Origin of the sequence: Pseudomonas japonica, assembly GCF_900188455.1 — a bacterium.
Lineage (GTDB): Bacteria > Pseudomonadota > Gammaproteobacteria > Pseudomonadales > Pseudomonadaceae > Aquipseudomonas > Aquipseudomonas japonica.
Genome location: NZ_FZOL01000002.1, coordinates 409,587 through 429,899, shown reverse-complemented (window position 1 = coordinate 429,899; position 20,313 = coordinate 409,587). Strand labels below are relative to the sequence as shown.

Sequence of the window (20,313 nt, the reverse complement as noted above, 5' to 3'; positions counted from 1 at the left end):
CCGGCTTTTTATCGAGGCTTAGCGTTTGTCCAGCGAGTAGACGAACGGCGCAACCACTTCGATGCTGCCGTTGTTCAGCAGCTCTTTCGGTGGTGGCGGAACCGGCTGTGCCTTGCGGATCATCTCCAGGGTCGCCCGGTCCAGGGCGGCGCTGCCCGAGCCGCCGGCCAGCGAGTAGGAGAGGACCTTGCCTTCGGCATCGACCACGAAACGCAGGCGGTTGATACCTTGCAGGCCGCGACGGCGGGCGTCTTCCGGGTAGCGTTTGAACTTGCCCAGGTGACGCAGCAGGTCACTTTGCCAGGTCGGCAGAGCGTTGCTGTTGGTCGCGATGCTTGGTGCCGGGGCTGCCGATTTCTGCGCTGGCGCGGTGCTCGGTGGCGTGTCGGCGACTTCCTGCTCGACCGGCTTCTCCTTCGGTTCTTCCTTCTGCTCGGGCTTGGGCGGCTGTGGCTTGGCCTTCGGCTTGGCAGGTTTCGGAATGGCGATTTTCGGCTTCGGTGCCTCGACCAGCTTCGGCAGCGGCGGTTCTTCCACCGGTGCGGGCGGCTGCGGCGGCGTCACCACCTTGGGCGGTGGTGGCGGCGCCGGTTCCGGCATCGGAGCCATCTCGATCATCATGGCCGCGGGCGGCAATTCGATAGCCTGTGGTGCCGACCAGTTCAGGGTCAGCACGATGGCAATGGCATGCACTGCCAGTACGAGTAACAGGCTACCGCCGTAACGCCCCAGCTTGTACCGGGTCTCGATCATTTCTTCGCTGCCGTCTCGAGCCCGACCAGGCCGACCTTGAGATAGCCGGCGGCGCGCAGAATGTTCATGACGTCCATCAGATCGCCGTAGTCCACGCCCTTGTCGGCCTGGAAGAAGATCGTGGTTTCCTTGTCGCCCTTGGTCTTGGCGTCCAGCATCGCGCCCAGCTGGTCGTGCTGCTGCACCAGGTCTTCGCCCAGATACAGCTTCTGGTCGGCCTTGACGCTGAGGAACACCGGCTTTTCCGGTCTCGGCGCGGGTTTCGCGGTCGAGGCGGGCAGGTCGACCTTGATGTCCACCGTTGCCAGTGGCGCTGCCACCATGAAGATGATCAACAACACCAGCATCACGTCGATGAACGGCGTTACGTTGATTTCGTGGTTTTCGGCGAGATCGTCGCCACCCTCGTTAAGATGCAGGCCCATGGCTTACCCCACTTTCACCATGTGCGGCTGGGCGGCACGCTCGCCCGGCTGGTGGTCCAGGTCACGGCTGACCAGCAGCAGGACCTGCGCCGAAGCGTCGGAGACCTGCGCCTTGTAGCCGGCGATGGAGCGGGCGAAGACGTTGTAGATGACTACGGCCGGGATCGCCGCGACCAGGCCCAGGGCAGTGGCCAGCAGGGCTTCGGCGATACCGGGAGCGACCACGGCGAGGTTGGTGGTCTGGGTTTTGGCGATGCCGATGAAGCTGTTCATGATGCCCCATACGGTACCGAACAGACCGACGAAGGGTGCGGTGGAACCGATGGTGGCGAGAACGCCGGTACCGCTGGACATGTTGCGACCGCTGGCGGCGACCAGGCGCTCCAGGCGGAAGCTGACACGCTCCTTGATGCCTTCTTTTTCGCGGGCGTTGGCCGACAGGTGCATTTCTTCCAGGGCGTCATGCACCAGGACATGGGCCAGGGTGCCTGGCTTGTCGGTGTTCTCGGCGGCGTCCTTGAGGGTGGTGGCTTTCTTCAGTGCGGCGATTTCGCGGCGCAGGCGGCGCTTGGCACCCAGCAGCTCGAAGCCCTTGGCGATCCAGATGGTCCAGGTGATGATCGAGGCGATGGCCAGGCCGATCATGACCGCTTTGACCACCACGTCGGCGTTCTGGTACATGCCCCATGGCGACAGGTCGTGACCCATGCCGAGGGTGGTGTCTTCGGCCAGTGGCTCGCCGTCCGCATTCAATGGCTGGTCAGTCGCGCCTTCCACCGGAGCGGCCGCCGGATCGACCGGGGCTGCCGCGGCCTGCTCGGCGCCAGGGGCGACCGGAGCGGTACCTTCTGCTGCCGGGGTAGCTGGCGCAACGGCGGCGGCTGGAGTCGCCGGAGCAGCGGTCGGCTCGTCCGCCATGGCGACGGGTGTCAGCATCAGGCTGAACGTCAGCGCGGCGATGGCGCGCAGGGCGCGCGACGTGGTTGGCGAAGCGGAAGGTTGGATGCGTGTCATGCTGGCCGGACCTGATGAAGAGGAATGGTGGATGGTCTTCAAGGCCTCGAAGCAGGCCGAGAACAAAAAAAGGGTGGCCATTATTGCAAGTAATTCTTGTTAGCAGAAGTAATAAAGTAGCTTTTTTTACAGCGGTCGCTAGCCGCCTATCGATTTTGCCCGGATAGTGCGGGGCAATTGTCACGGGAGTTTCATCATGTCTATCCCTTCGGTTCTGATCGTCGGCTGCGGCGATGTGGGTGGTCGTCTGGCCCGGCAAATGCTGGCGGGCGGGTGGTCTGTCAGCGGGTTGCGGCGCAATGTCGGCGCGTTGCCGGAAGGTGTCACGGCCATCGCCGCCGACCTCGAGCAGCGCCAGGCACCCGCGGCCTGGCCGGCGGTGAGCCCGGATTACCTGGTCTATTGCGTGGCCGCGAATCAGCATGACGAACCTGGCTACCGTTCGGCCTATGTCGACGGTTTGCGCAATGTCCTGACCTGGCTCGCCGAGCGCGGCCAGGCACCGCGTCGCCTGTTGTTCGTCTCCAGCAGCAGCGTCTATGCCCAGCAGGGCGGCGAGTGGATCGAGGAAGCCGCGGAAACGGCGCCGCAGGCGTATTCCGGGCGAGTGATGCTGGAGGCGGAGCGTCTGGCCCTGGACAGCGGCATCCCGACCAGCGTGGTGCGGCTCACCGGGATTTACGGACCGGGCCGTGAGTGGCTGCTGAGCCAGGTGCGTCAAGGGTATCGGGTCGTCGAGGAGCCGCCGCTGTACGGCAACCGCATCCATGCCGAGGACGCGGCCGGCCTGCTGGCCTTCCTGCTGCGTGCCGATCAGGCCGGAACGGCCCTGGACGACTGCTATATCGGCGTGGACGACGCACCGGCGCCGCTGGCCGAAGTGGTCGCCTGGCTGCGGGAATACATGGGCGTTACCGAGTGGTCGGAGCAACAGCAGGTGCGGCGTACCGGCAGCAAGCGCTGCAGCAACGCCCGGGCCCGAGCGCTGGGCTGGGTTCCGGCCTATCCCAGCTATCGCGAGGGCTATGCGGCGATTCTCGAAGGTCGCGGTTGAAACAATTGGGGCTGCACAAAGCAGCCCCGATACTGAAACCTATTTGCGCTCCAGCAGCCAGCGCCGAGGGCCTGGGCGCAGCTCTGGCATTTCGTCGGGCTGGGCGTCATTGATGGCCTGGAAGATTTCCAGCTGCTTGCCGTCGCGCTTGAAGATCCACGGGTTGCCCTGCTGGTTGCGCTCCAGCCAGAGGCTGTCGTACTTGCCGGTCATGGTCGCGCAGTCGCCGGCCAGGCACAGGGCATAGCGGTCGAGGTTGGGCAGGCCGTCGAGGCTGCCGTTGTCGCGGAAGCGCACGGTGCCGCCCTGGCCCGGACCTTCGAGGACGCGCCAGTCGCCTTTCATATAGGCGCCGTAGAGGGCCTTTTCGAAGGTGCCACCCGGTGGAACATCGGGATCGATCACCTCGGTGCTGCGCTGGAAATGCTGTTCCGGCGCCCAGTCGCTGGTTGCCTGGACCAGTTCCTTGCCGTCCAGCTCAAGGTTTTCCACCTGGTCGCCGTCCAGCTCCACTTGCCAGTGGTTGTCGTCGACCGCTTTCAGGCGCCCTTCGATCAGCTCGAAGCCATTGCTGTAGCTGGCCTGGCCGGCGGCGACATTGACCTTCCACTCGAAGTTCGGACCGTTGCGCTCCAGTGCGTAGCGCAGGCCGGTGCCTTTGGCGGCGGCGTCGATCGCGGCCTGGTTGATCCAGATGCCGTTGTAGTCTTCGGGTTCGTGGCTGGCGCAGCCGCCCAGCAGTGCGGCAACCAGCGAAAGGGCAAGCGCGTGGCGCATGACGGGGTCCTTCAGGAAAAAGGCGCGGCGAACCGGACGGTTCGCCGCGGGGGTATCACTCGAGAACCAGGATCGCGTCCATCTCGACCTGCGAGCCGCGTGGCAGGGCGGCAACGCCGATCGCCGCGCGCGCCGGGTAAGGCTGCTCGAAGTAGCGGCCCATGACTTCGTTGACCTTGGCGAAGTGGCTCAGGTCGGTCAGGAAGATGTTCAGCTTGACGATGTCCTTGAACGAACCGCCAGCGGCTTCGGCCACGGCCTTGAGGTTCTCGAACACCTGGACGGTCTGGGCTTCGAAGCCTTCGACCAGTTCCATGGTTTTCGGGTCGAGAGGGATCTGGCCCGACATGTAGACAGTGTTGCCAGCCTTGATCGCCTGGGAATAGGTGCCGATGGCGGCAGGTGCCTTGTCGCTGTTGATGACGGTCTTGGTCATGGTGACTCCTTGCAAGGGAAGGGCTACGCGCGCATGCGGGTGATGCGGATGACGCCCGTCAGCGCACGCAGTTTCTTGATCACGCGGGCCAGGTGCACGCGGTCGTGCACGCTGACCACCAACTGGACGACGCTGATGCGGCCATCGCGCTCATCCATGCTGATTTTCTCGATGTTGCCGTCGGCGGCGTTGACGCTGCTGGCGAGCAGGGCAATCAGGCCGCGCTGGTGTTCCAGCTCGACGCGCAGCTCGACGTTGAATTCGCCGGTGACGTCCTTGGCCCAGGACAGCTGGATGCACTTTTCCGGGTTGTGGCGAATTTCGCTGATGTTCCGGCAGCTCTCCAGGTGCACCACCATGCCCTTGCCGGCCGAAAGGTGGCCGACGATGGGGTCGCCCGGGATCGGCGTGCAGCACTTGGCGTAGCTCAGCACCAGGCCCTCGGTGCCGCGGATCGCCAGCGGGCCTTCCGGGTTCGGCAACTGCTCGCCCTCGGTGGACAGCAGGCGGCGGGCGACCACGTAGGCCATGCGGTTGCCCAGGCCGATGTCTTCCAGCAGATCCTCGATCAGCTCCAGGCGGTACTCGCCGAGCATGGCCTGGATGCGCTCCGGCGGGATCTTGTCGAGGGCGCTGTCGAAGCCGTTGAGCACCTTGTTGAGCAGGCGCTCACCGAGGTTGATCGACTCGGAGCGACGCTGCAGCTTGAGGGCGTGGCGGATATGGGTGCGGGCCTTGCCGGTGACCACGAAGTTGAGCCAGGCCGGGTTCGGCCGGGCGCCCGGCGCGCTGACGATCTCGACGGTGGAGCCGCTTTGCAGCGGCTCGGAGAGCGGCGCCAGGCGGCGGTTGATGCGGCAGGCGATGCAGCTGTTGCCGACGTCGGTGTGTACCGCGTAGGCGAAGTCGACCGCGGTGGAGCCCTTTGGCAGCTCCATGATACGGCCTTTGGGCGTGAACACGTAGACCTCGTCCGGGAACAGGTCGATCTTCACGCTTTCGATGAATTCGAGGGAGTTGCCCGCACGTTGCTGCAGCTCCAGCACGCCCTTGACCCACTGCCGTGCGCGGGCGTGGGTGCCCTTGGGCTTCTCGTCGTCACTGGATTTGTACAGCCAGTGCGCGGCGATGCCGTTGTTGGCCATCTCCTCCATCTCGCGGGTGCGGATCTGGATCTCGATGGGCACGCCGTGCATGCCGAACAGTGTGGTGTGCAACGACTGGTAGCCGTTGGCCTTGGGAATCGCGATGTAGTCCTTGAAGCGCCCCGGCAGTGGCTTGTACAGGTTGTGCACGGCGCCGAGCACGCGGTAGCAGGTATCGACCTTGTCGACGATGATGCGGAATGCATAGACATCCATGATCTCGTTGAAGGCGCGGCGCTTGCCGCGCATCTTCTTGTAGATGCCGTAGATGTGCTTCTGCCGTCCGCTGACCTCGCCTTCGATGCCGTCCACGGCCAGGCAGTGGCTCAGCGATTCCTCGATCTTGTTGACGATTTCCTTGCGGTTGCCGCGGGCGCGCTTGACCGCCTGGTAGATGCGCGCGGAACGCATCGGGTACATCGCCTTGAAGCCCAGGTCCTCGAACTCGACGCGCACGCTGTGCATGCCCAGGCGGTTGGCGATGGGCGCGTAGATTTCCAGGGTTTCCTTGGCGATGCGGCGGCGCTTTTCGCCTGACAGCACCTCGAGGGTACGCATGTTGTGCAGGCGGTCAGCCAGCTTGACCAGGATCACGCGGATATCGCGGGCCATGGCCATGGCCATCTTCTGGAAGTTTTCCGCCTGGGCCTCGGCCTTGGTCTCGAAGTTCATCTGGGTCAGCTTGCTGACGCCGTCGACCAGTTCGGCGACGGTCTCGCCAAACTGCGAACTGAGGGCTTCCTTGGCGATTCCGGTGTCTTCGATCACGTCGTGCAGCATGGCCGCCATCAGGCTCTGATGGTCCATGTGCATGTCGGCGAGGATGCTGGCGACGGCCAGCGGATGCGTGACGTACGCCTCGCCGCTGCGGCGGCGCTGGCCGTCGTGGGCTTGTTCGGCGTAGAAATAGGCACGGCGTACCAGGTTGACCTGGTCGGGGCCCAGATAGGACGACAGACGATCGGCGAGGGCATCTATGCTCGGCAAGATTCGACCTCCTGCCGAGGATAAGTGACCCGCGCCGTACAACGTCGACCAGGCATGGACTTAGACGGCCTCGTTGGCCTCGTCCTCGAACGCTGTGAAGACAGGGTCTTCAGTGACGATCTCTTCGGCGGCGATGAACTCGGGGGTGATATAGCCTTCGGCGATTTCGCGCAGTGCCACGACGGTAGGTTTGTCGTTTTCCCAGGCCACTTTCGGCTCTTTGCCGCCGGTAGCCAGTTGACGGGCACGCTTGGTGGACAGCATGACCAGCTCAAAGCGGTTATCAACGTGTTCCAGGCAGTCTTCAACGGTTACGCGGGCCATGGTGTTCCTCAAGTAGCAAATGCGGTGTACTGCCCGAATGGGCGAGCGGACTCGATAGTTTAAAAAATCACCAGCCTTTAGGGAAGCGCTGATTTCGGCCTCGAGCCCTGAATATGCTGACGATACCTAGTTGTAAGCGTCTATTTCAATAGTCTTCGTCTATTGGTCAGATAAGGGCGTTGCGCAGGCGCGGTGTCAGCTCGTCGAACAGCGTCTGCACCGAACGCAGGGCCCGGCAGTCCGGGCGGGTCAGCAACCACAACTGGGTATCGCAGCCAGGCAGGGCATCGCTCAGTTGCTCGACCCCTGGCAGGGTGTGCGCCATGTAGTCCGGCAGCGCCGCCACGCCGAGGCCGGCACTGACCAACTGGGCGATGGAGGCGATGCCGCTGCAACGGTAGCGCGGCAGAACCCCGGGAAATTTCTCGCTGCGCCAGACTACGGTGGGGTGGTCCTGCATGGAATCGTCCGGGGCGATCCATGGCACGCTGGACGGCGATTCGTTCAGCCGCGCGCGAAATTCCTCGCGCCCGCAGACGACATAGGACGCCGAACCCAGGCAGCGTCCCACAAGATGCTCCGGCGGTGCGTTGGTCAGGCGCAGGGCCAGGTCGGCGTCGCGGCGGCTGAGGTTGGCGAAGGTGTTGGAGGTCGCCAGTTCCAGGGTCAGCGCCGGGTAGGTCGGCATGAACTCGGCCAGCGCCGGCAGCAGCAGGCTGTGCAGCACGGCGTCGGTACAGGTCAGGCGTACCGTGCCGCTGACCACCTGCTCGCCATGGGCCAGGGCCACGCGCGCCGCATCCAGTGCCTGTTCGGCGCGTTCGGCCTGCTCGGCCAGGGCCTGGGCCGTGCCGGTGGGGATGTAGCCTTTGCGGCTCTTCACGAACAAGGCCGTGCCGAGCGCCGCTTCCATCCGCCGGATCGAACGGAAAACCGTGGATACGTCGACCTTGAGCAGTTCCGCCGCTTTCGCCAGGGAGCGACCGCGAACCAGGGCGAGAACCAGGGAGAGGTCGGCATGGCTGATCTGATATTGCATCGGTGCACTCTTAGCTTGCCAAAACGCCAATGTCTGTTGCGTGGAGGCCATTCTATAGTGCAGCGGTGGCCGTCTAGCAAGGCTTGATGCGCCAGAACCTGGCACGTGCGTGCGAACAGCCCCGCGCCAGTCGTTCCCCCGATGGACTACCGAGAACAAGACCAGCCATCGCCGCCCCGATTACCCGCGTTACCTCCCTACATTGCTGCCCCAATAAAAATTCCAAAGGATGCCTAAGCCATGACGTCGGTCTCCCCGTGCGCCATCCCCGTTGACGAAATGGGCGAATTTCTCAAGGCCCACCCAGAGGTGCAGTTCGTCGATCTGCTGATCGCCGACATGAACGGAGTGGTGCGCGGCAAGCGCATCGAACGGGCGAGCCTGGTCAAGGTCTATGAAAAGGGCATCAACCTGCCCGCGTCGCTGTTCGCCCTGGATATCAATGGTTCGACCGTGGAAAGCACCGGTCTGGGCCTGGATATCGGCGACGCCGACCGCATCTGCTATCCGATTCCCGGCACCCTGAGCTTCGAGCCGTGGCAGAAACGCCCCACCGCGCAATTGCTGATGACCATGCACGAGCTCGACGGCACGCCGTTCTTCGCCGACCCGCGGGAAGTGCTGCGCCAGGTGGTGAGCAAGTTCGACGACCTGGGCCTGACCATCTGCGCCGCGTTCGAACTGGAGTTCTACCTGATCGATCAGGACAACCTCAACGGTCGCCCGCAGCCGCCGCGCTCGCCGATTTCCGGCAAGCGCCCGCAGTCGACCCAGGTCTACCTGATCGACGACCTCGACGAGTACGTCGATTGCCTCCAGGACATGCTCGAAGCGGCCAAGGAACAGGGCATCCCGGCCGATGCCATCGTCAAGGAAAGCGCCCCGGCGCAGTTCGAAGTGAACATGCACCATGTCGCCGACCCGCTGAAGGCCTGCGACTACGCCCTGCTGCTCAAGCGGGTGATCAAGAACATCGCCTACGACCATGAAATGGACTCGACCTTCATGGCCAAGCCCTATCCGGGCCAGGCGGGTAACGGCCTGCACGTACACATCTCGCTGCTGGACAAGGCCACTGGCAAGAACATCTTCAGCAGCGACGACCCCGAGCAGAGCGATGTCCTGCGCCACGCCATCGGTGGCGTGCTGGAAACCATGCCGGCGTCGATGGCTTTCCTCTGCCCGAACATCAACTCCTACCGCCGCTTCGGCGCGCAGTTCTACGTGCCCAACGCGCCGAGCTGGGGCCTGGACAACCGGACCGTGGCGGTCCGCGTGCCGACCGGCGGCAGCGATTCGGTACGCATCGAGCACCGTGTGGCCGGCGCTGACGCCAACCCCTACCTGATGATGGCGGCGATCCTCGCCGGCATTCACCACGGTCTGACCAACAAGATCGAGCCGGGCGCGCCAATCGAGGGCAATTCCTACGAGCAACTGGAACAGAGCCTGCCGAACAACCTGCGCGACGCGCTGCGCGAGCTGGACGACAGCGAAGTGCTGAACCAGTACATCAGCCCCGACTACATCGATATTTTCGTCGCCTGCAAGGAAAGCGAACTGGCGGAGTTCGAGGTGTCGATTTCCGACCTCGAATACAACTGGTACCTGCATACGGTCTGATGCCCGGAGAAGAACAATGACAATTCCGTCTCGCGAACAATGGGAAACCCTCTACCAGGGTCTGCATATCGAAGGCCGCGCCTTCATCGACGGTGAGTACCGCGACAGCGTTTGCGGCACCACCTTCGACTGCACCAGCCCGGTGGATGGTCGCGCTCTGGCCGCCATCGCCAGTTGCGATAGCGCGGATGCCGAGCTGGCCGTGGCCGCGGCACGACGCAGTTTCGACAGCGGCGTCTGGGCCAACCAGGCTCCGGCGCAGCGCAAGCGCGTGCTGATCGCCTTCGCCGATCTGCTGCTGGCCAACGCCAACGAGCTGGCGCTGCTGGAAACCCTCGACATGGGCAAGCCGATCGCCGACGCCTTGAGCATCGATATCCCGGCGGCGGCGAACTCGATCCGCTGGTCCGCCGAGGCGATCGACAAGGTCTATGACGAAGTGGCGCCGACCCCGCACGACCAGCTCGGCCTGGTGACCCGCGAGCCGATCGGCGTGGTCGCGGCCATCGTGCCGTGGAACTTCCCGCTGATGATGGCCTGCTGGAAGCTCGGTCCGGCGCTGGCCACCGGCAACTCGGTGATTCTCAAACCGTCGGAAAAGTCCCCGCTGACGGCCATCCGCGTCGCCCAACTGGCGCTCGAAGCCGGTATCCCGGCGGGCGTGTTCAACGTGTTGCCGGGCTACGGCCACACCGTGGGCAAGGCCCTGGCCCTGCACATGGACGTCGATACCCTGGTGTTCACCGGCTCGACCCGCATCGCCAAGCAACTGATGGTCTATGCCGGCGAGTCGAACATGAAGCGCGTGTGGCTGGAGGCCGGTGGCAAGAGCCCGAACATCGTCTTCGCCGATGCCCCTGACCTGCACGCCGCCGCCGAAGCCGCGGCGGCCGCCATCGCTTTCAACCAGGGCGAGGTGTGCATCGCCGGCTCGCGGTTGCTGGTGGAGCGCTCGATCAAGGACCGGTTCCTGCCGCTGGTGGTGGAGGCCCTCAAGGCCTGGAAACCCGGGCATGCCCTGGATCCCGAGACCCGCGTCGGCGCCCTGGTCGACACCACCCAGCTGGACACCGTGCTCGGCTACATCGAGGCCGGCAAGGCCGATGGCGCGGCGCTGGTCAGCGGCGGACGCCGGGTGCTGGAAGAGACCTGCGGCGTCTACGTCGAGCCGGCGATCTTCGACGGCGTGACCAATGCCATGCGCATCGCCCGCGAGGAAATCTTCGGCCCGGTGCTCTCGGTGATCACCTTCGACAGTGCCGAGGAAGCCATCGCCATCGCCAACGATTCGCCGTTCGGCCTGGCCGCGGCGGTATGGACTGCGGACCTCTCCAAGGCCCACCGCAGTGCGCGTGCCCTGCGTGCCGGCAGTGTGTGGATCAACCAGTACGACGGCGGCGACATGACCGCGCCGTTCGGTGGCTTCAAGCAGTCGGGCAACGGCCGCGACAAGTCGCTGCATGCCTTCGACAAGTACACCGAGCTCAAGGCGACCTGGATCAAGCTCAACTAAGCGACGTACCCCCTGTAGGAGCTGGCTTGCCTGCGAAGGACCGCGCAGCGGTCCCGGTTCCTGATCTACAGCCAGGCCAGTGGCTTTCTCCCGGCTGCAGATTGGGAACCGGGACCGCTTTGCGGTCCTTCGCAGGCAAGCCAGCTCCTACAGAGTGGGGCAGTGCCAACTCCGTTGTTGTTCCATGCGAGGCTGGATCGATGAAACAAGCCCCGGGCAAAACCCCTTTGATCGGCGTCACCGCGTGCCGCCAGATGCTCGGCAACACCCCTTCCCATACCGTGGGCGACAAATACGTCGAGGCTGCCGCGTTCGCCGGCGTGCCGCTGATCCTGCCGGCGCGCGACGAGGCGCTGGACCCGCAGCGCTTGCTGGAGCGCCTCGATGGCATTCTTTTTACCGGTTCGCCTTCAAATGTCGAACCGCATCATTACAATGGCGCCCCCAGCGCGGAAGGCACCCGTCACGATGTCCAGCGTGACCGTCTGACGCTGCCGCTGCTGCGCGCGGCCATCGCCGCTGGCGTGCCGGTGCTGTGCATCTGTCGGGGTTTCCAGGAGCTCAACGTGGCCCTGGGCGGAACCCTGCACCAGCGCGTTCACGAGCTGCCCGGCTACCTGGACCACCGCGAGCCGCAGAACGCCCCGCTGGAAGAACAATACAGCCCGCGCCACCTGGTCACGGTCGAGCCCGATGGGCAATTCCAGCGACTGGGTCTGCCGCGCAGCTTCATGGTCAACTCGCTGCACGGTCAGGGTATCGATCGCCTGGCCGAGGGGCTGCGGGTCGAGGCCCTGGCGCCGGACGGGCTGATCGAAGCAGTTTCCATGGAGGACGCACCCGGCTTCGTGCTCGGGGTGCAGTGGCATCCGGAGTGGCGTTACGCCGATAACCCGGTTTCGTTGCGTCTGTTCCAGGCGTTCCGTGCAGCTTGTCAGGACTATGCCGGGAAGTGATCCGGCGGTTTCATCGAGTGCGGGCATCCTTCGGGGATGCCCTGAAAAACAATACCAATAGCGGCGACATCTACTCATGAGCGAATTCGAAGCAAGCCTGCCCTCGAGTACGGCGGGGCTGGCTCGCAAGGCATCCAAGGGGTTGGCCAAGGGCCGCCTCGGACTGCTCGCCAGTATCGTGCTCGGCATTTCCACCATCGCCCCGGTGTATACCCTTACCGGGGCGCTGGGTCCGACGGTCCGGGAAGTTGGCCAACATCTGCCAGCGGTGTTCATCGTCGGCTTCCTGCCGATGCTCCTGGTAGCTTTGGGCTATCGCGAGCTGAACGCGGCGGAGCCGGACAGCGGCACCTCCTTCACCTGGTCGGCGCGGGCCTTCGGGCCGATGATCGGCTGGATCGGCGGCTGGGGCCTGGTCACCGCGACCACTATCGTGCTGTCCAATCTGGCCGGCGTGGCGGTGGACTTCTTCTACCTGTTTCTCGGGCAACTCATTGGCAGCCACGAGGTGGCTGCGCTCAGCGACAACCTGCTGATCAACGTGGTCACCTGCTGCGTGTTCATCGCCATGGCGGTGTGGATCTGCTGTCGCGGCATCGGTACCACCATGACCGTGCAGTACGGCCTGGTGGCCTTGCAGTTGCTGGTGCTGGTGGGCTTCGCCATCGCGGCGTTCGGCGGTTCGTCGGAGACGCCGCCGATGAACTTCGACATCAGCTGGTTCAACCCGTTCGGCGTCGAGTCGTTCTCGGCCTTCACCGCCGGCCTGTCGCTGTCGATCTTCATCTTCTGGGGTTGGGACGTGTGCCTGACCATGAGCGAGGAGTCGGTGGGCAGCGATGAAGTCCCTGGCCGCGCCGCGACCCTGACCGTGCTGCTGATCCTCGGCCTGTACCTGGTGACCGCCATTGCCACCCTGCAATTCGCCGGAATCAGCGACGAGGGCCTGGGTCTGGGCAACCCGCGGATCCAGGAAAACGTCTTCGCCCACCTGGCCGGTCCGGTGATGGGGCCGCTGGCGATCCTGATGTCCATCGCCGTGCTGGCCAGTACCGCCGCGTCGCTGCAATCGACCTTCGTGTCGCCGGCGCGCACCTTGCTGGCGATGGGGTACTACGGAGCGGTGCCGGAGCGCTTTGCCAGCATCTGCCCGCGTTCGCAGACCCCGCGTTACGCCACCATCTGCGCCGGCGTCGCCGCGGGCGTGTTCTACGTGACCATGCGCACCCTCAGCGAAAACGTACTGGCCGACACCATCACCGCCCTGGGCATGATGATCTGCTTCTACTACTCGCTGACCGCTTTTGCCTGCGTCTGGTACTTCCGCCACAGCCTGTTCGACAGCCTGCGTCACTTCTTCATGCGCGGCCTGTGCCCATTGCTGGGCGGCGGGATTCTCTCGGTGATCTTCGTGCAGACGGCCATCGACAGCGCTTCGCCGGAGTTCGGCAGCGGCTCGCATGTGGGTGGGTTGGGGCTGGTGTTCGTGATCGCGATGATCATTCTGCTGTTGGGCATCGTCCTGATGCTGCTGTCGCGTCTGCGCGCGCCAGCGTTCTTCCTCGGCATGACCTTGCGTCGTCATGCCACCATCCCGAGCCGCCGCTGAGGCGGCCCGGAAGGCGAGGGCTCAAGCCAGCAGTTGCTTGAGCAGCTCGCCGTGGCGCTGCTGCTGACCGTCACGCTGCAGACGGTTGGCGCGGAACACGGCCTTCAGGTCTTCCAGCGCGGTCGCGAAGTCGTCGTTGATGATGACGTACTCGTACTCGTCGTAGTGCTCCATCTCGCTGACCGCTTCGCGCATCCGTCCTTCGATGATCTCGTCGCTGTCCTGGCCGCGGTTGGTCAGGCGCTGGCGCAGGGCCTGCTGGCTCGGTGGCAGGATGAAGATCGAGCGGGTGCCCGGCATCAACGTGCGCACCTGCTGCGCGCCCTGCCAGTCGATCTCCAGGATCAGGTCATGGCCCTGGTCGAGGGTCTGTTGCAGCGCCCGGCGCGAGGTGCCGTAGCAGTTGCCGAACACTTCGGCCTGTTCGAGGAAGTCGCCCTGGGCGTTCATGCGCTCGAATTCGGCGCGATCGACGAAGTGGTAGTTGACCCCGTCGTGTTCGCCCGGACGCATGGCGCGGGTGGTGTGCGAGACCGACACGCGGATGTGGTTCAGGTCGTCGGTCAGGGCCTTGACCAGGCTGGTCTTGCCGGCGCCGGACGGCGCGGAAATGATGAACAGGGTGCCGCTGCAGTGTTTCATGATGGGGTGGCCTTACTCGATGTTCTGTACTTGTTCACGCATCTGCTCGATCAGGACCTTGAGGTTCACCGCCGATTGCGTGCTGCGTGGGTCGAAGGCTTTGGAGCCCAGGGTGTTGGCTTCGCGATTGAGCTCCTGCATCAGGAAGTCCAGGCGCCGGCCCGCCGCACCGCCGGACTTGAGCACGCGGCGCACTTCGGTGACGTGGGTGCTGAGGCGGTCGAGCTCTTCGGCGACATCGCTCTTCTGCGCCAGCAGGACCATTTCCTGCTCCAGGCGCTGCGGATCGAGTTCGGCCTGCATGTCGGTGAAGCGGTCGAGGATCTTCTGCCGCTGCGCGGCGAGCATCTGCGGGACCAGGGCGCGCAGGGTGGTGACTTCCTGGCTCATGCTGTCCAGGCGCTCGTTGATCAGCCGGGCCAGCTCGGCGCCTTCGCGGTTGCGGCCGTTCTTCAGTTCGGCAAGCGCATTTTCGAACAGGCTCAGGGCTTCCTGGTTCAGGGCTTGCGGGTCGGTGGCATCAGCGACCAGCACGCCAGGCCAGGAGAGCACGGCCAGCGGGTTCAGCGGTGCCGGGTTCTTGATCAGGCCGGCCACGGTCTCGGCGGCTTCCACCAGTTGGCGGGCGCGCTCCTGGTCGACCTGCAGCGACTTGCTGGCGTTTTCCTCGGTGAAGCGCAGCGTGCACTCGACCTTGCCGCGCGACAGCCCCTGGCGCAGGGCCTCGCGTACGGCGCCTTCGAGGTCGCGGAAGGCTTCCGGCAGGCGCAGGTGCGGTTCGAGGTAGCGATGGTTGACCGAGCGCAATTCCCATATGAGTGTGCCCTGGGTCCCGGCTCGTTCGACACGAGCGAAGGCGGTCATGCTGTGCACCATGGGAAGTACCTCGCAGATAGGTGAAGGGGGAAAGCCGACAGGCTGCAAAGGCGCAGGATTGTAGCGCAGTGCGCTGCCCGGTCCCATCCACTGATGTTACAAACCGTCGTTGGAGGAGTGGCTGATTCCCGACCGATGAATGGCCGATGCGGTTCGTGTAGGAGCGGATTTATCCGCGATCGGCGGCGCAGCCGCCGTAAACCCAGAGTCCCCGATTTGCCTGAACTACCCGGGATACAGGGTTTACGGCCGCTTCGCGCCCGATCGCGGCGGTCCGACGTCTCGGTGATTCCCACAGGAGGCTGGGCCAGCCCACACCTTGCGCTCTATAATGCTCGGCAGATTCGAACCCCCAGTACAGGTACTCCCAGATGAAACGTCCAAGTGGTCGCGCCGCCGATCAGCTTCGCTCGATCCGCATCACCCGCAACTACACCAAGCACGCCGAAGGGTCGGTACTGGTCGAGTTCGGCGACACCAAGGTCGTCTGCACGGTCAGCGTCGAGAACGGTGTCCCGCGCTTCCTCAAAGGCCAGGGCCAGGGCTGGCTGACCGCCGAATACGGCATGCTGCCGCGTTCCACCGGCGAGCGTAACCAGCGCGAAGCCAGCCGTGGCAAGCAGGGTGGCCGCACCCTGGAGATCCAGCGCCTGATCGGCCGCTCGCTGCGCGCCGCGCTGGACATGAGCAAGCTGGGCGACATCACCCTGTACGTCGACTGCGACGTGATCCAGGCCGACGGCGGTACCCGCACCGCGTCGATCACTGGCGCCATGGTCGCCCTGGTCGATGCCCTGCGCGTGGTCAAGAAACGCGGCGGCCTGAAGGGCGGCGATCCGCTCAAGCACATGATCGCCGCGGTCTCCGTGGGCATGTACCAGGGCGCTGCGGTGCTCGACCTGGATTACCTGGAAGACTCCGCCGCCGAGACCGACCTGAACGTGGTCATGACCAGCGCCGGCGGCTTCATCGAAGTCCAGGGCACCGCCGAAGGCGCGCCGTTCCAGCCGGAAGAGCTGAACGCCATGCTGGCCATCGCGCAGAAAGGCATGGCCGATCTGTTCGAACTGCAGAAGGCCTCGCTGGCCGACTGATCCGCAAATGGCGGACAACAAAAAGCCGACCCTTGGGTCGGCTTTTTCATGTCTGCGTGGCGATCAGATCGTCAGCGTCCAGTCGTAGTCCACGATCAGCGGCGCGTGCTGCGAGAAACGCGGCTGGCGCGGCAGGCGTGCGCTGCGCACGAAGCGACGCAGGCCCGGGGTCAGCAGTTGATAGTCGAAGCGATAGCCCAGGTTGAGCATCTCGGCCTGTTCGTTGTCCGGCCACCAGCTGTACTGGTCGCCTTCGCGGCTGACTTCGCGCAGGGCGTCGACGTAGCCCATGTTGCCGATGATCTCGTCCATCCAGGCGCGTTCCGGGGCGAGGAAGCCCGGCGACTGCTGGCTGTCGCGCCAGTTCTTGATGTCGAGCTTCTGCTGCGCCACGTAGAGCGAGCCGCAGTAGATGTATTCACGGCGCTTGCGTCGCTGCTTGTCCAGGTACTTGGCGAAGTCGTCCATCAACTTGAACTTCTGGTTCAGGTCTTCGTCGCCGTTCTGTCCGGAAGGCAGGAGCAAGGTTGCAATACTGACTTTGTCGAAGTCGGCCTGCAGGTAACGTCCGTAGCGGTCGGCTGTCTCGAAGCCCAGGCCGCTGATGACTGCCTTGGGCTGCAACCGCGAATAAAGTGCCACGCCGCCTTGGGCGGGTACTTCTGCGTCGCAGGCATAAAGGAAGTAGCCATCTAGCTGAAAAGCCGGGTCATCGAGTTCAAAGGCCGAGGCGCGGGTATCCTGAAGGCAGATGACGTCGGCATTCTGGGCTTGCAGCCAGCTGAGCAACCCTCGCTCGACCGCAGCCTGAATGCCATTCACGTTCACACTGATGATCCGCATAAATGGCCCCAAAAATCTCGTGCGTGTATGATACCCGAGCTGTACTCAATTAGCTAAATCCGTGGTATCCGGGACTCCTCATGCAGCCGTATCAGCGCGACTTCATTCGTTTTGCCATCGATCGCGGGGTTCTGCGCTTCGGTGAGTTCACCCTCAAATCGGGTCGTACCAGCCCCTACTTCTTCAATGCCGGCCTGTTCAACAGCGGTTCGGCCCTGGCCCAGCTCGGTCGTTGCTACGCGGCGGCGATCGTCGACAGCAAGATTCCGTTCGACGTCCTCTTCGGCCCGGCCTACAAGGGCATTCCCCTGGCCGCGGCGACCGCGGTGCAACTGGCCGAGCAACACCAGCTCGACGTGCCGTGGTGCTTCAACCGCAAGGAAGCCAAGGACCACGGCGAAGGCGGCAGCCTGGTGGGCGCGCCGCTGGCCGGCGACGTGTTGATCATCGACGACGTGATCACCGCCGGCACCGCGATCCGCGAAGTCATGCAGATCATCAAGGCCCAGGACGCCCGCGCCGCTGGCGTGCTGATCGCGCTGAACCGCGAAGAGCGTGGCAATGGCGAACTGTCGGCGATCCAGGAAGTGGAGCGCGACTTCGGCATTCCGGTGGTCAGCATCGTTTCGCTGACCCAGGTCCTCGAGTTCCTTGCCGATGACCCGCAGCTCAAGCAGCACCTGCCCGCGGTGGAAGCCTACCGCGCGCAATACGGCATCTGAGCCGAACATGAAAAAGGCGACCAATCGGTCGCCTTTTTCTTTGCCCGCCGGAAAGGTTACTGACGCGGCTTGCGGTTGGTGATCAGGGTGCCGACGCCGCTGTCGGTGAAGATCTCCAGCAGTACGGCATTCGGTACGCGACCGTCGATGATGTGCGAGCTGTGCACGCCACCCTGGACCGCTTCCAGCGCGCAGCGGATCTTCGGCAGCATGCCGCCGTAGATGGTGCCGTCGGCGATCAGGCCGTCGACCTGCTCGGTGCTCAGGCCGGTCAGCACGGTGCCCTGCTTGTCCATCAGGCCGGCGATGTTGGTCAGCAGCATCAGCTTCTCGGCCTTCAGCGCTTCGGCGACCTTGCCGGCGACCAGGTCGGCGTTGATGTTGTACGACTCACCATTGGGGCCCACGCCGATCGGCGCGATGACCGGGATGAAGTCGCCCTTGACCAGCATGTTCAACAGGTCGGTGTTGACGCCCACGACTTCGCCGACGTGGCCGATGTCGATGATTTCCGGGGTGGTCATCTCCGGGGTCTGGCGGGTGACGGTGAGCTTTTTCGCGCGGATCAGCTCGGCATCTTTACCGGTCAGGCCGATGGCGCTGCCGCCATGGCGGTTGATCAGGTTGACGATGTCCTTGTTGACCTGGCCGCCGAGGACCATTTCCACCACGTCCATGGTCGCCGCGTCGGTGACGCGCATGCCATCGACGAAACGGCTTTCGATCGACAGGCGCTTGAGCAGGTCACCGATCTGCGGGCCGCCGCCATGCACCACCACCGGGTTGATGCCGACGGCTTTCATCAGCACCACGTCGCGGGCGAAGCCGGTCTTCAGCTCCTCGCTCTCCATCGCGTTGCCGCCGTACTTGATCACCAGGGTCTTGCCGACAAAGCGTCGGATATAAGGCAGCGCTTCGGACAGTACCTTGGCGACATGGGTAGCGGCATCGCGATCGAGGGTCATGCAGGGCTCCAGTTGGAACAAGTGGTTCGGTCAGAACGGTAGTTGCAGGTCGGGGGCTACGCGCTTGAGTTGCGCATGGAATATAGCCTTGATTCGCTGCAGTTCGGCGTCATTGTCGGCCTCGAAGCGCAGGACCAGCACCGGTGTGGTGTTGGAGGCGCGGACCAGGCCCCAGCCGTGGGGGTAGTCGACCCGCACACCGTCGATGGTGGTCAGGTCGGCTTGGCCCCAGTCGGCGTCGCGTTGCAGTGCATCAATGATGCTGAATTTACCCTCGTCGGTCACATCAATGTTGATTTCCGGGGTGCAAATGTCATTCGGGAAGCCGGCGAACAGGGTTTCCGCGTCCACCGGCGTCTTGCTGAGGATTTCCAGGAGGCGCGCGGCGCTGTAGATACCGTCGTCGAAGCCGAACCAGCGCTCCTTGATGAAGATGTGCCCGCTCATCTCGCCGGCGAGCAGGGCACCGGTTTCCTTCATCTTCTTCTTGATCAGCGAGTGGCCGGTCTTCCACATCCGCGACGTGCCGCCGTATTCGGCGATCAGCGGGGTCAAGCGGCGGGTGCACTTGACGTCGAAGATGATCTCGGCGCCCGGGTTGCGCGCCAGCACGTCCTGGGCGAACAGCATCAGCAGGCGGTCGGGGTAGACGATGCTGCCGGCGTTGGTCACCACGCCGACGCGGTCACCGTCGCCGTCGAAGGCCAGGCCCAGGTCGGCTCCGGTTTCCTTGACCTTGGTGATCAGGTCGATGAGGTTTTCCGGCTTGCCCGGGTCCGGGTGGTGGTTGGGGAAATTGCCATCGACCTCGCAGAACAGCGGGATGACCTCGCAGTTCAGTGCGGCCAGCAGCTGCGGGGCATTGACCCCGGCGGCGCCGTTGCCGCAGTCCACCACCACCTTGAGGCGCTTGGCCAGCTTGATGTCAGCGACGATCTGCTGCTGATAGCGCGGCAGGATGTCGACCTTCTCGACCTTGCCCTCGCCGCGGGTCAGGTCGTTGGTCTTGAGACGCGTCAGCAGGGCCTGGATCTGCTCGTTGGCCAGGGTGTCGCCGGCGATGACGATCTTGAAACCGTTGTAGTTCGGCGGGTTGTGGCTGCCGGTGAGCATCACGCCCGACTTGCCGGCCAGCACATTGGCCGCGAAGTACAGCGCCGGGGTTGGCACCAGGCCGACGTCGCTGACCTGGCAACCGGCGTCGACCAGGCCCTTGATCAGCTGTTCCACCAGCAGGGGGCCGGACAGCCGGCCATCGCGGCCGACCGAGACGTTCGGTTCGCCCTGGGCCAGGCTCTGGGCACCGATGGCGCGGCCGATCCAGTAGGCCGTTTCGGCGTGCAGGGTGTCACCGACCACGCCACGGATATCGTAGGCGCGGAAGATGCTGTCAGGCAGTGCGGGGATCAGGTGGGCCATATCGTTCATCACGGGACTCCAGTCTCGAAGGCTTGCGGGCGTATGGAACGCTTGGACGGCCTTTGCGCCAGAGAGTTCGCCCGCGACAGGACGTCGA

Annotated in this window: 19 protein-coding genes and 1 pseudogene; 7 read left to right on the top strand and 13 right to left on the bottom strand. The window is 64.3% G+C overall.

Going from position 1 to position 20,313, the window contains the following annotated elements; genetic code table 11:
* Positions 1 to 18: 18 nt before the first annotated feature.
* The 3 genes from CHB99_RS04250 to exbB are packed head-to-tail and all read right to left on the bottom strand — an operon-like array spanning position 19 to position 2,192.
* Positions 19 to 753, bottom strand: coding sequence for an energy transducer TonB (locus CHB99_RS04250; protein WP_042121569.1), 735 nt, complete (start codon positions 751 to 753; stop codon positions 19 to 21).
* Complete coding sequence (exbD, locus tag CHB99_RS04245; RefSeq protein ID WP_042121568.1) at positions 750 to 1,178, bottom strand: TonB system transport protein ExbD; 429 nt, start codon at positions 1,176 to 1,178, stop codon at positions 750 to 752. The genes CHB99_RS04250 and exbD overlap by 4 nt, the downstream gene beginning before the upstream one ends.
* Positions 1,179 to 1,181: 3 nt before the next feature.
* Complete coding sequence (gene exbB / locus CHB99_RS04240) at positions 1,182 to 2,192, bottom strand: tonB-system energizer ExbB (RefSeq protein ID WP_042121694.1); 1,011 nt, start codon at positions 2,190 to 2,192, stop codon at positions 1,182 to 1,184.
* Positions 2,193 to 2,388: 196 nt separating this feature from the next.
* Between exbB and CHB99_RS04235 the strand changes: the two genes are divergently transcribed.
* Positions 2,389 to 3,246 (top strand): NAD-dependent epimerase/dehydratase family protein, encoded by an 858-nt coding sequence (locus CHB99_RS04235; RefSeq protein ID WP_042121566.1) that lies wholly within the window; start codon positions 2,389 to 2,391, stop codon positions 3,244 to 3,246.
* Positions 3,247 to 3,285: 39 nt separating this feature from the next.
* Here the strand turns inward: CHB99_RS04235 and CHB99_RS04230 are convergent, their stop codons facing one another.
* The 5 genes from CHB99_RS04230 to CHB99_RS04210 all read right to left on the bottom strand — a co-directional run bounded on the left by CHB99_RS04230 (position 3,286) and on the right by CHB99_RS04210 (position 7,954).
* Positions 3,286 to 4,023 (bottom strand): hypothetical protein, encoded by a 738-nt coding sequence (locus tag CHB99_RS04230; RefSeq protein ID WP_042121564.1) that lies wholly within the window; start codon positions 4,021 to 4,023, stop codon positions 3,286 to 3,288.
* Between the two features lie 55 nt (positions 4,024 to 4,078).
* The gene (locus CHB99_RS04225; RefSeq protein WP_009394407.1) at positions 4,079 to 4,459 is read right to left on the bottom strand and encodes a RidA family protein; all 381 of its coding nucleotides are present in this window, start codon (positions 4,457 to 4,459) and stop codon (positions 4,079 to 4,081) included.
* 23 nt (positions 4,460 to 4,482) lie between these two features.
* Positions 4,483 to 6,591 (bottom strand): bifunctional GTP diphosphokinase/guanosine-3',5'-bis pyrophosphate 3'-pyrophosphohydrolase, encoded by a 2,109-nt coding sequence (gene spoT / locus CHB99_RS04220; protein ID WP_042121562.1) that lies wholly within the window; start codon positions 6,589 to 6,591, stop codon positions 4,483 to 4,485.
* Positions 6,592 to 6,651: 60 nt separating this feature from the next.
* The gene (gene rpoZ, locus CHB99_RS04215; protein ID WP_042121560.1) at positions 6,652 to 6,915 is read right to left on the bottom strand and encodes a DNA-directed RNA polymerase subunit omega; all 264 of its coding nucleotides are present in this window, start codon (positions 6,913 to 6,915) and stop codon (positions 6,652 to 6,654) included.
* Positions 6,916 to 7,081: 166 nt separating this feature from the next.
* The gene (locus CHB99_RS04210) at positions 7,082 to 7,954 is read right to left on the bottom strand and encodes a LysR family transcriptional regulator (protein WP_042121558.1); all 873 of its coding nucleotides are present in this window, start codon (positions 7,952 to 7,954) and stop codon (positions 7,082 to 7,084) included.
* Positions 7,955 to 8,194: 240 nt separating this feature from the next.
* On the opposite strand from CHB99_RS04210, the gene CHB99_RS04205 reads away from it, so the two are divergent.
* From CHB99_RS04205 to CHB99_RS04190, 4 genes are all read left to right on the top strand, one after another.
* Positions 8,195 to 9,577 carry a glutamine synthetase family protein gene (locus CHB99_RS04205; protein WP_042121556.1) on the top strand — a complete coding sequence of 461 codons (1,383 nt, stop codon included), beginning with the start codon at positions 8,195 to 8,197 and terminating at the stop codon, positions 9,575 to 9,577.
* 16 nt (positions 9,578 to 9,593) lie between these two features.
* Positions 9,594 to 11,090, top strand: coding sequence for an aldehyde dehydrogenase (locus CHB99_RS04200; RefSeq protein ID WP_042121554.1), 1,497 nt, complete (start codon positions 9,594 to 9,596; stop codon positions 11,088 to 11,090).
* A gap of 200 nt (positions 11,091 to 11,290) precedes the next feature.
* On the top strand, positions 11,291 to 12,046 hold the full coding sequence (locus CHB99_RS04195; RefSeq protein WP_042121552.1) for a gamma-glutamyl-gamma-aminobutyrate hydrolase family protein: 756 nt from the start codon (positions 11,291 to 11,293) through the stop codon (positions 12,044 to 12,046).
* 76 nt (positions 12,047 to 12,122) lie between these two features.
* Positions 12,123 to 13,655 (top strand): APC family permease, encoded by a 1,533-nt coding sequence (locus tag CHB99_RS04190; RefSeq protein ID WP_042121550.1) that lies wholly within the window; start codon positions 12,123 to 12,125, stop codon positions 13,653 to 13,655.
* A 21-nt stretch (positions 13,656 to 13,676) separates the two neighbouring features.
* Here the strand turns inward: CHB99_RS04190 and gmk are convergent, their stop codons facing one another.
* Together gmk and CHB99_RS04180 are read right to left on the bottom strand one after the other, a co-directional pair.
* Entirely contained in the window at positions 13,677 to 14,297 is a 621-nt protein-coding gene (gmk, locus tag CHB99_RS04185; RefSeq protein ID WP_042121548.1) for a guanylate kinase, read from the bottom strand.
* A gap of 12 nt (positions 14,298 to 14,309) precedes the next feature.
* Positions 14,310 to 15,173, bottom strand: coding sequence for a YicC/YloC family endoribonuclease (locus CHB99_RS04180; RefSeq protein WP_042121547.1), 864 nt, complete (start codon positions 15,171 to 15,173; stop codon positions 14,310 to 14,312).
* Positions 15,174 to 15,544: 371 nt separating this feature from the next.
* Here CHB99_RS04180 and rph point away from each other — a divergent pair, with 371 nt between their 5' ends.
* A complete protein-coding gene (gene rph, locus CHB99_RS04175; RefSeq protein WP_042121545.1) occupies positions 15,545 to 16,267 on the top strand; it encodes a ribonuclease PH in 723 nt (240 codons plus the stop codon).
* A 63-nt stretch (positions 16,268 to 16,330) separates the two neighbouring features.
* On the opposite strand, the gene CHB99_RS04170 is transcribed toward rph, so the two are convergent.
* Positions 16,331 to 17,110, bottom strand: coding sequence for a catabolite repression control protein Crc (locus tag CHB99_RS04170; protein ID WP_042121543.1), 780 nt, complete (start codon positions 17,108 to 17,110; stop codon positions 16,331 to 16,333).
* A gap of 80 nt (positions 17,111 to 17,190) precedes the next feature.
* Here CHB99_RS04170 and pyrE point away from each other — a divergent pair, with 80 nt between their 5' ends.
* Positions 17,191 to 17,832, top strand: a complete 642-nt coding sequence (pyrE, locus tag CHB99_RS04165; RefSeq protein WP_042121541.1) for an orotate phosphoribosyltransferase — start codon at positions 17,191 to 17,193, stop codon at positions 17,830 to 17,832.
* Between the two features lie 56 nt (positions 17,833 to 17,888).
* Here pyrE and argB read toward each other — a convergent pair whose 3' ends face one another.
* Positions 17,889 to 18,797 carry an acetylglutamate kinase gene (gene argB / locus CHB99_RS04160; RefSeq protein WP_042121539.1) on the bottom strand — a complete coding sequence of 303 codons (909 nt, stop codon included), beginning with the start codon at positions 18,795 to 18,797 and terminating at the stop codon, positions 17,889 to 17,891.
* 30 nt (positions 18,798 to 18,827) lie between these two features.
* Positions 18,828 to 20,201 (bottom strand): annotated as a pseudogene (locus CHB99_RS04155) (phosphomannomutase/phosphoglucomutase); the annotation flags it as partial.
* Positions 20,202 to 20,313: the final 112 nt, after the last annotated feature.

Coding starts and splice junctions, on each gene's coding strand:
- rpoZ (WP_042121560.1), bottom strand. CDS start 6,915: ATGGCCCGCGTAACCGTTGAAGACTGCCTGGAACACGTTGATAACCGC.
- CHB99_RS04235 (WP_042121566.1), top strand. CDS start 2,389: ATGTCTATCCCTTCGGTTCTGATCGTCGGCTGCGGCGATGTGGGTGGT.
- CHB99_RS04205 (WP_042121556.1), top strand. CDS start 8,195: ATGACGTCGGTCTCCCCGTGCGCCATCCCCGTTGACGAAATGGGCGAA.
- rph (WP_042121545.1), top strand. CDS start 15,545: ATGAAACGTCCAAGTGGTCGCGCCGCCGATCAGCTTCGCTCGATCCGC.
- CHB99_RS04170 (WP_042121543.1), bottom strand. CDS start 17,110: ATGCGGATCATCAGTGTGAACGTGAATGGCATTCAGGCTGCGGTCGAG.
- exbD (WP_042121568.1), bottom strand. CDS start 1,178: ATGGGCCTGCATCTTAACGAGGGTGGCGACGATCTCGCCGAAAACCAC.
- CHB99_RS04195 (WP_042121552.1), top strand. CDS start 11,291: ATGAAACAAGCCCCGGGCAAAACCCCTTTGATCGGCGTCACCGCGTGC.
- exbB (WP_042121694.1), bottom strand. CDS start 2,192: ATGACACGCATCCAACCTTCCGCTTCGCCAACCACGTCGCGCGCCCTG.
- CHB99_RS04225 (WP_009394407.1), bottom strand. CDS start 4,459: ATGACCAAGACCGTCATCAACAGCGACAAGGCACCTGCCGCCATCGGC.
- CHB99_RS04210 (WP_042121558.1), bottom strand. CDS start 7,954: ATGCAATATCAGATCAGCCATGCCGACCTCTCCCTGGTTCTCGCCCTG.
- gmk (WP_042121548.1), bottom strand. CDS start 14,297: ATGAAACACTGCAGCGGCACCCTGTTCATCATTTCCGCGCCGTCCGGC.
- CHB99_RS04180 (WP_042121547.1), bottom strand. CDS start 15,173: ATGGTGCACAGCATGACCGCCTTCGCTCGTGTCGAACGAGCCGGGACC.
- argB (WP_042121539.1), bottom strand. CDS start 18,797: ATGACCCTCGATCGCGATGCCGCTACCCATGTCGCCAAGGTACTGTCC.
- CHB99_RS04190 (WP_042121550.1), top strand. CDS start 12,123: ATGAGCGAATTCGAAGCAAGCCTGCCCTCGAGTACGGCGGGGCTGGCT.
- CHB99_RS04250 (WP_042121569.1), bottom strand. CDS start 753: ATGATCGAGACCCGGTACAAGCTGGGGCGTTACGGCGGTAGCCTGTTA.
- CHB99_RS04200 (WP_042121554.1), top strand. CDS start 9,594: ATGACAATTCCGTCTCGCGAACAATGGGAAACCCTCTACCAGGGTCTG.
- CHB99_RS04230 (WP_042121564.1), bottom strand. CDS start 4,023: ATGCGCCACGCGCTTGCCCTTTCGCTGGTTGCCGCACTGCTGGGCGGC.
- pyrE (WP_042121541.1), top strand. CDS start 17,191: ATGCAGCCGTATCAGCGCGACTTCATTCGTTTTGCCATCGATCGCGGG.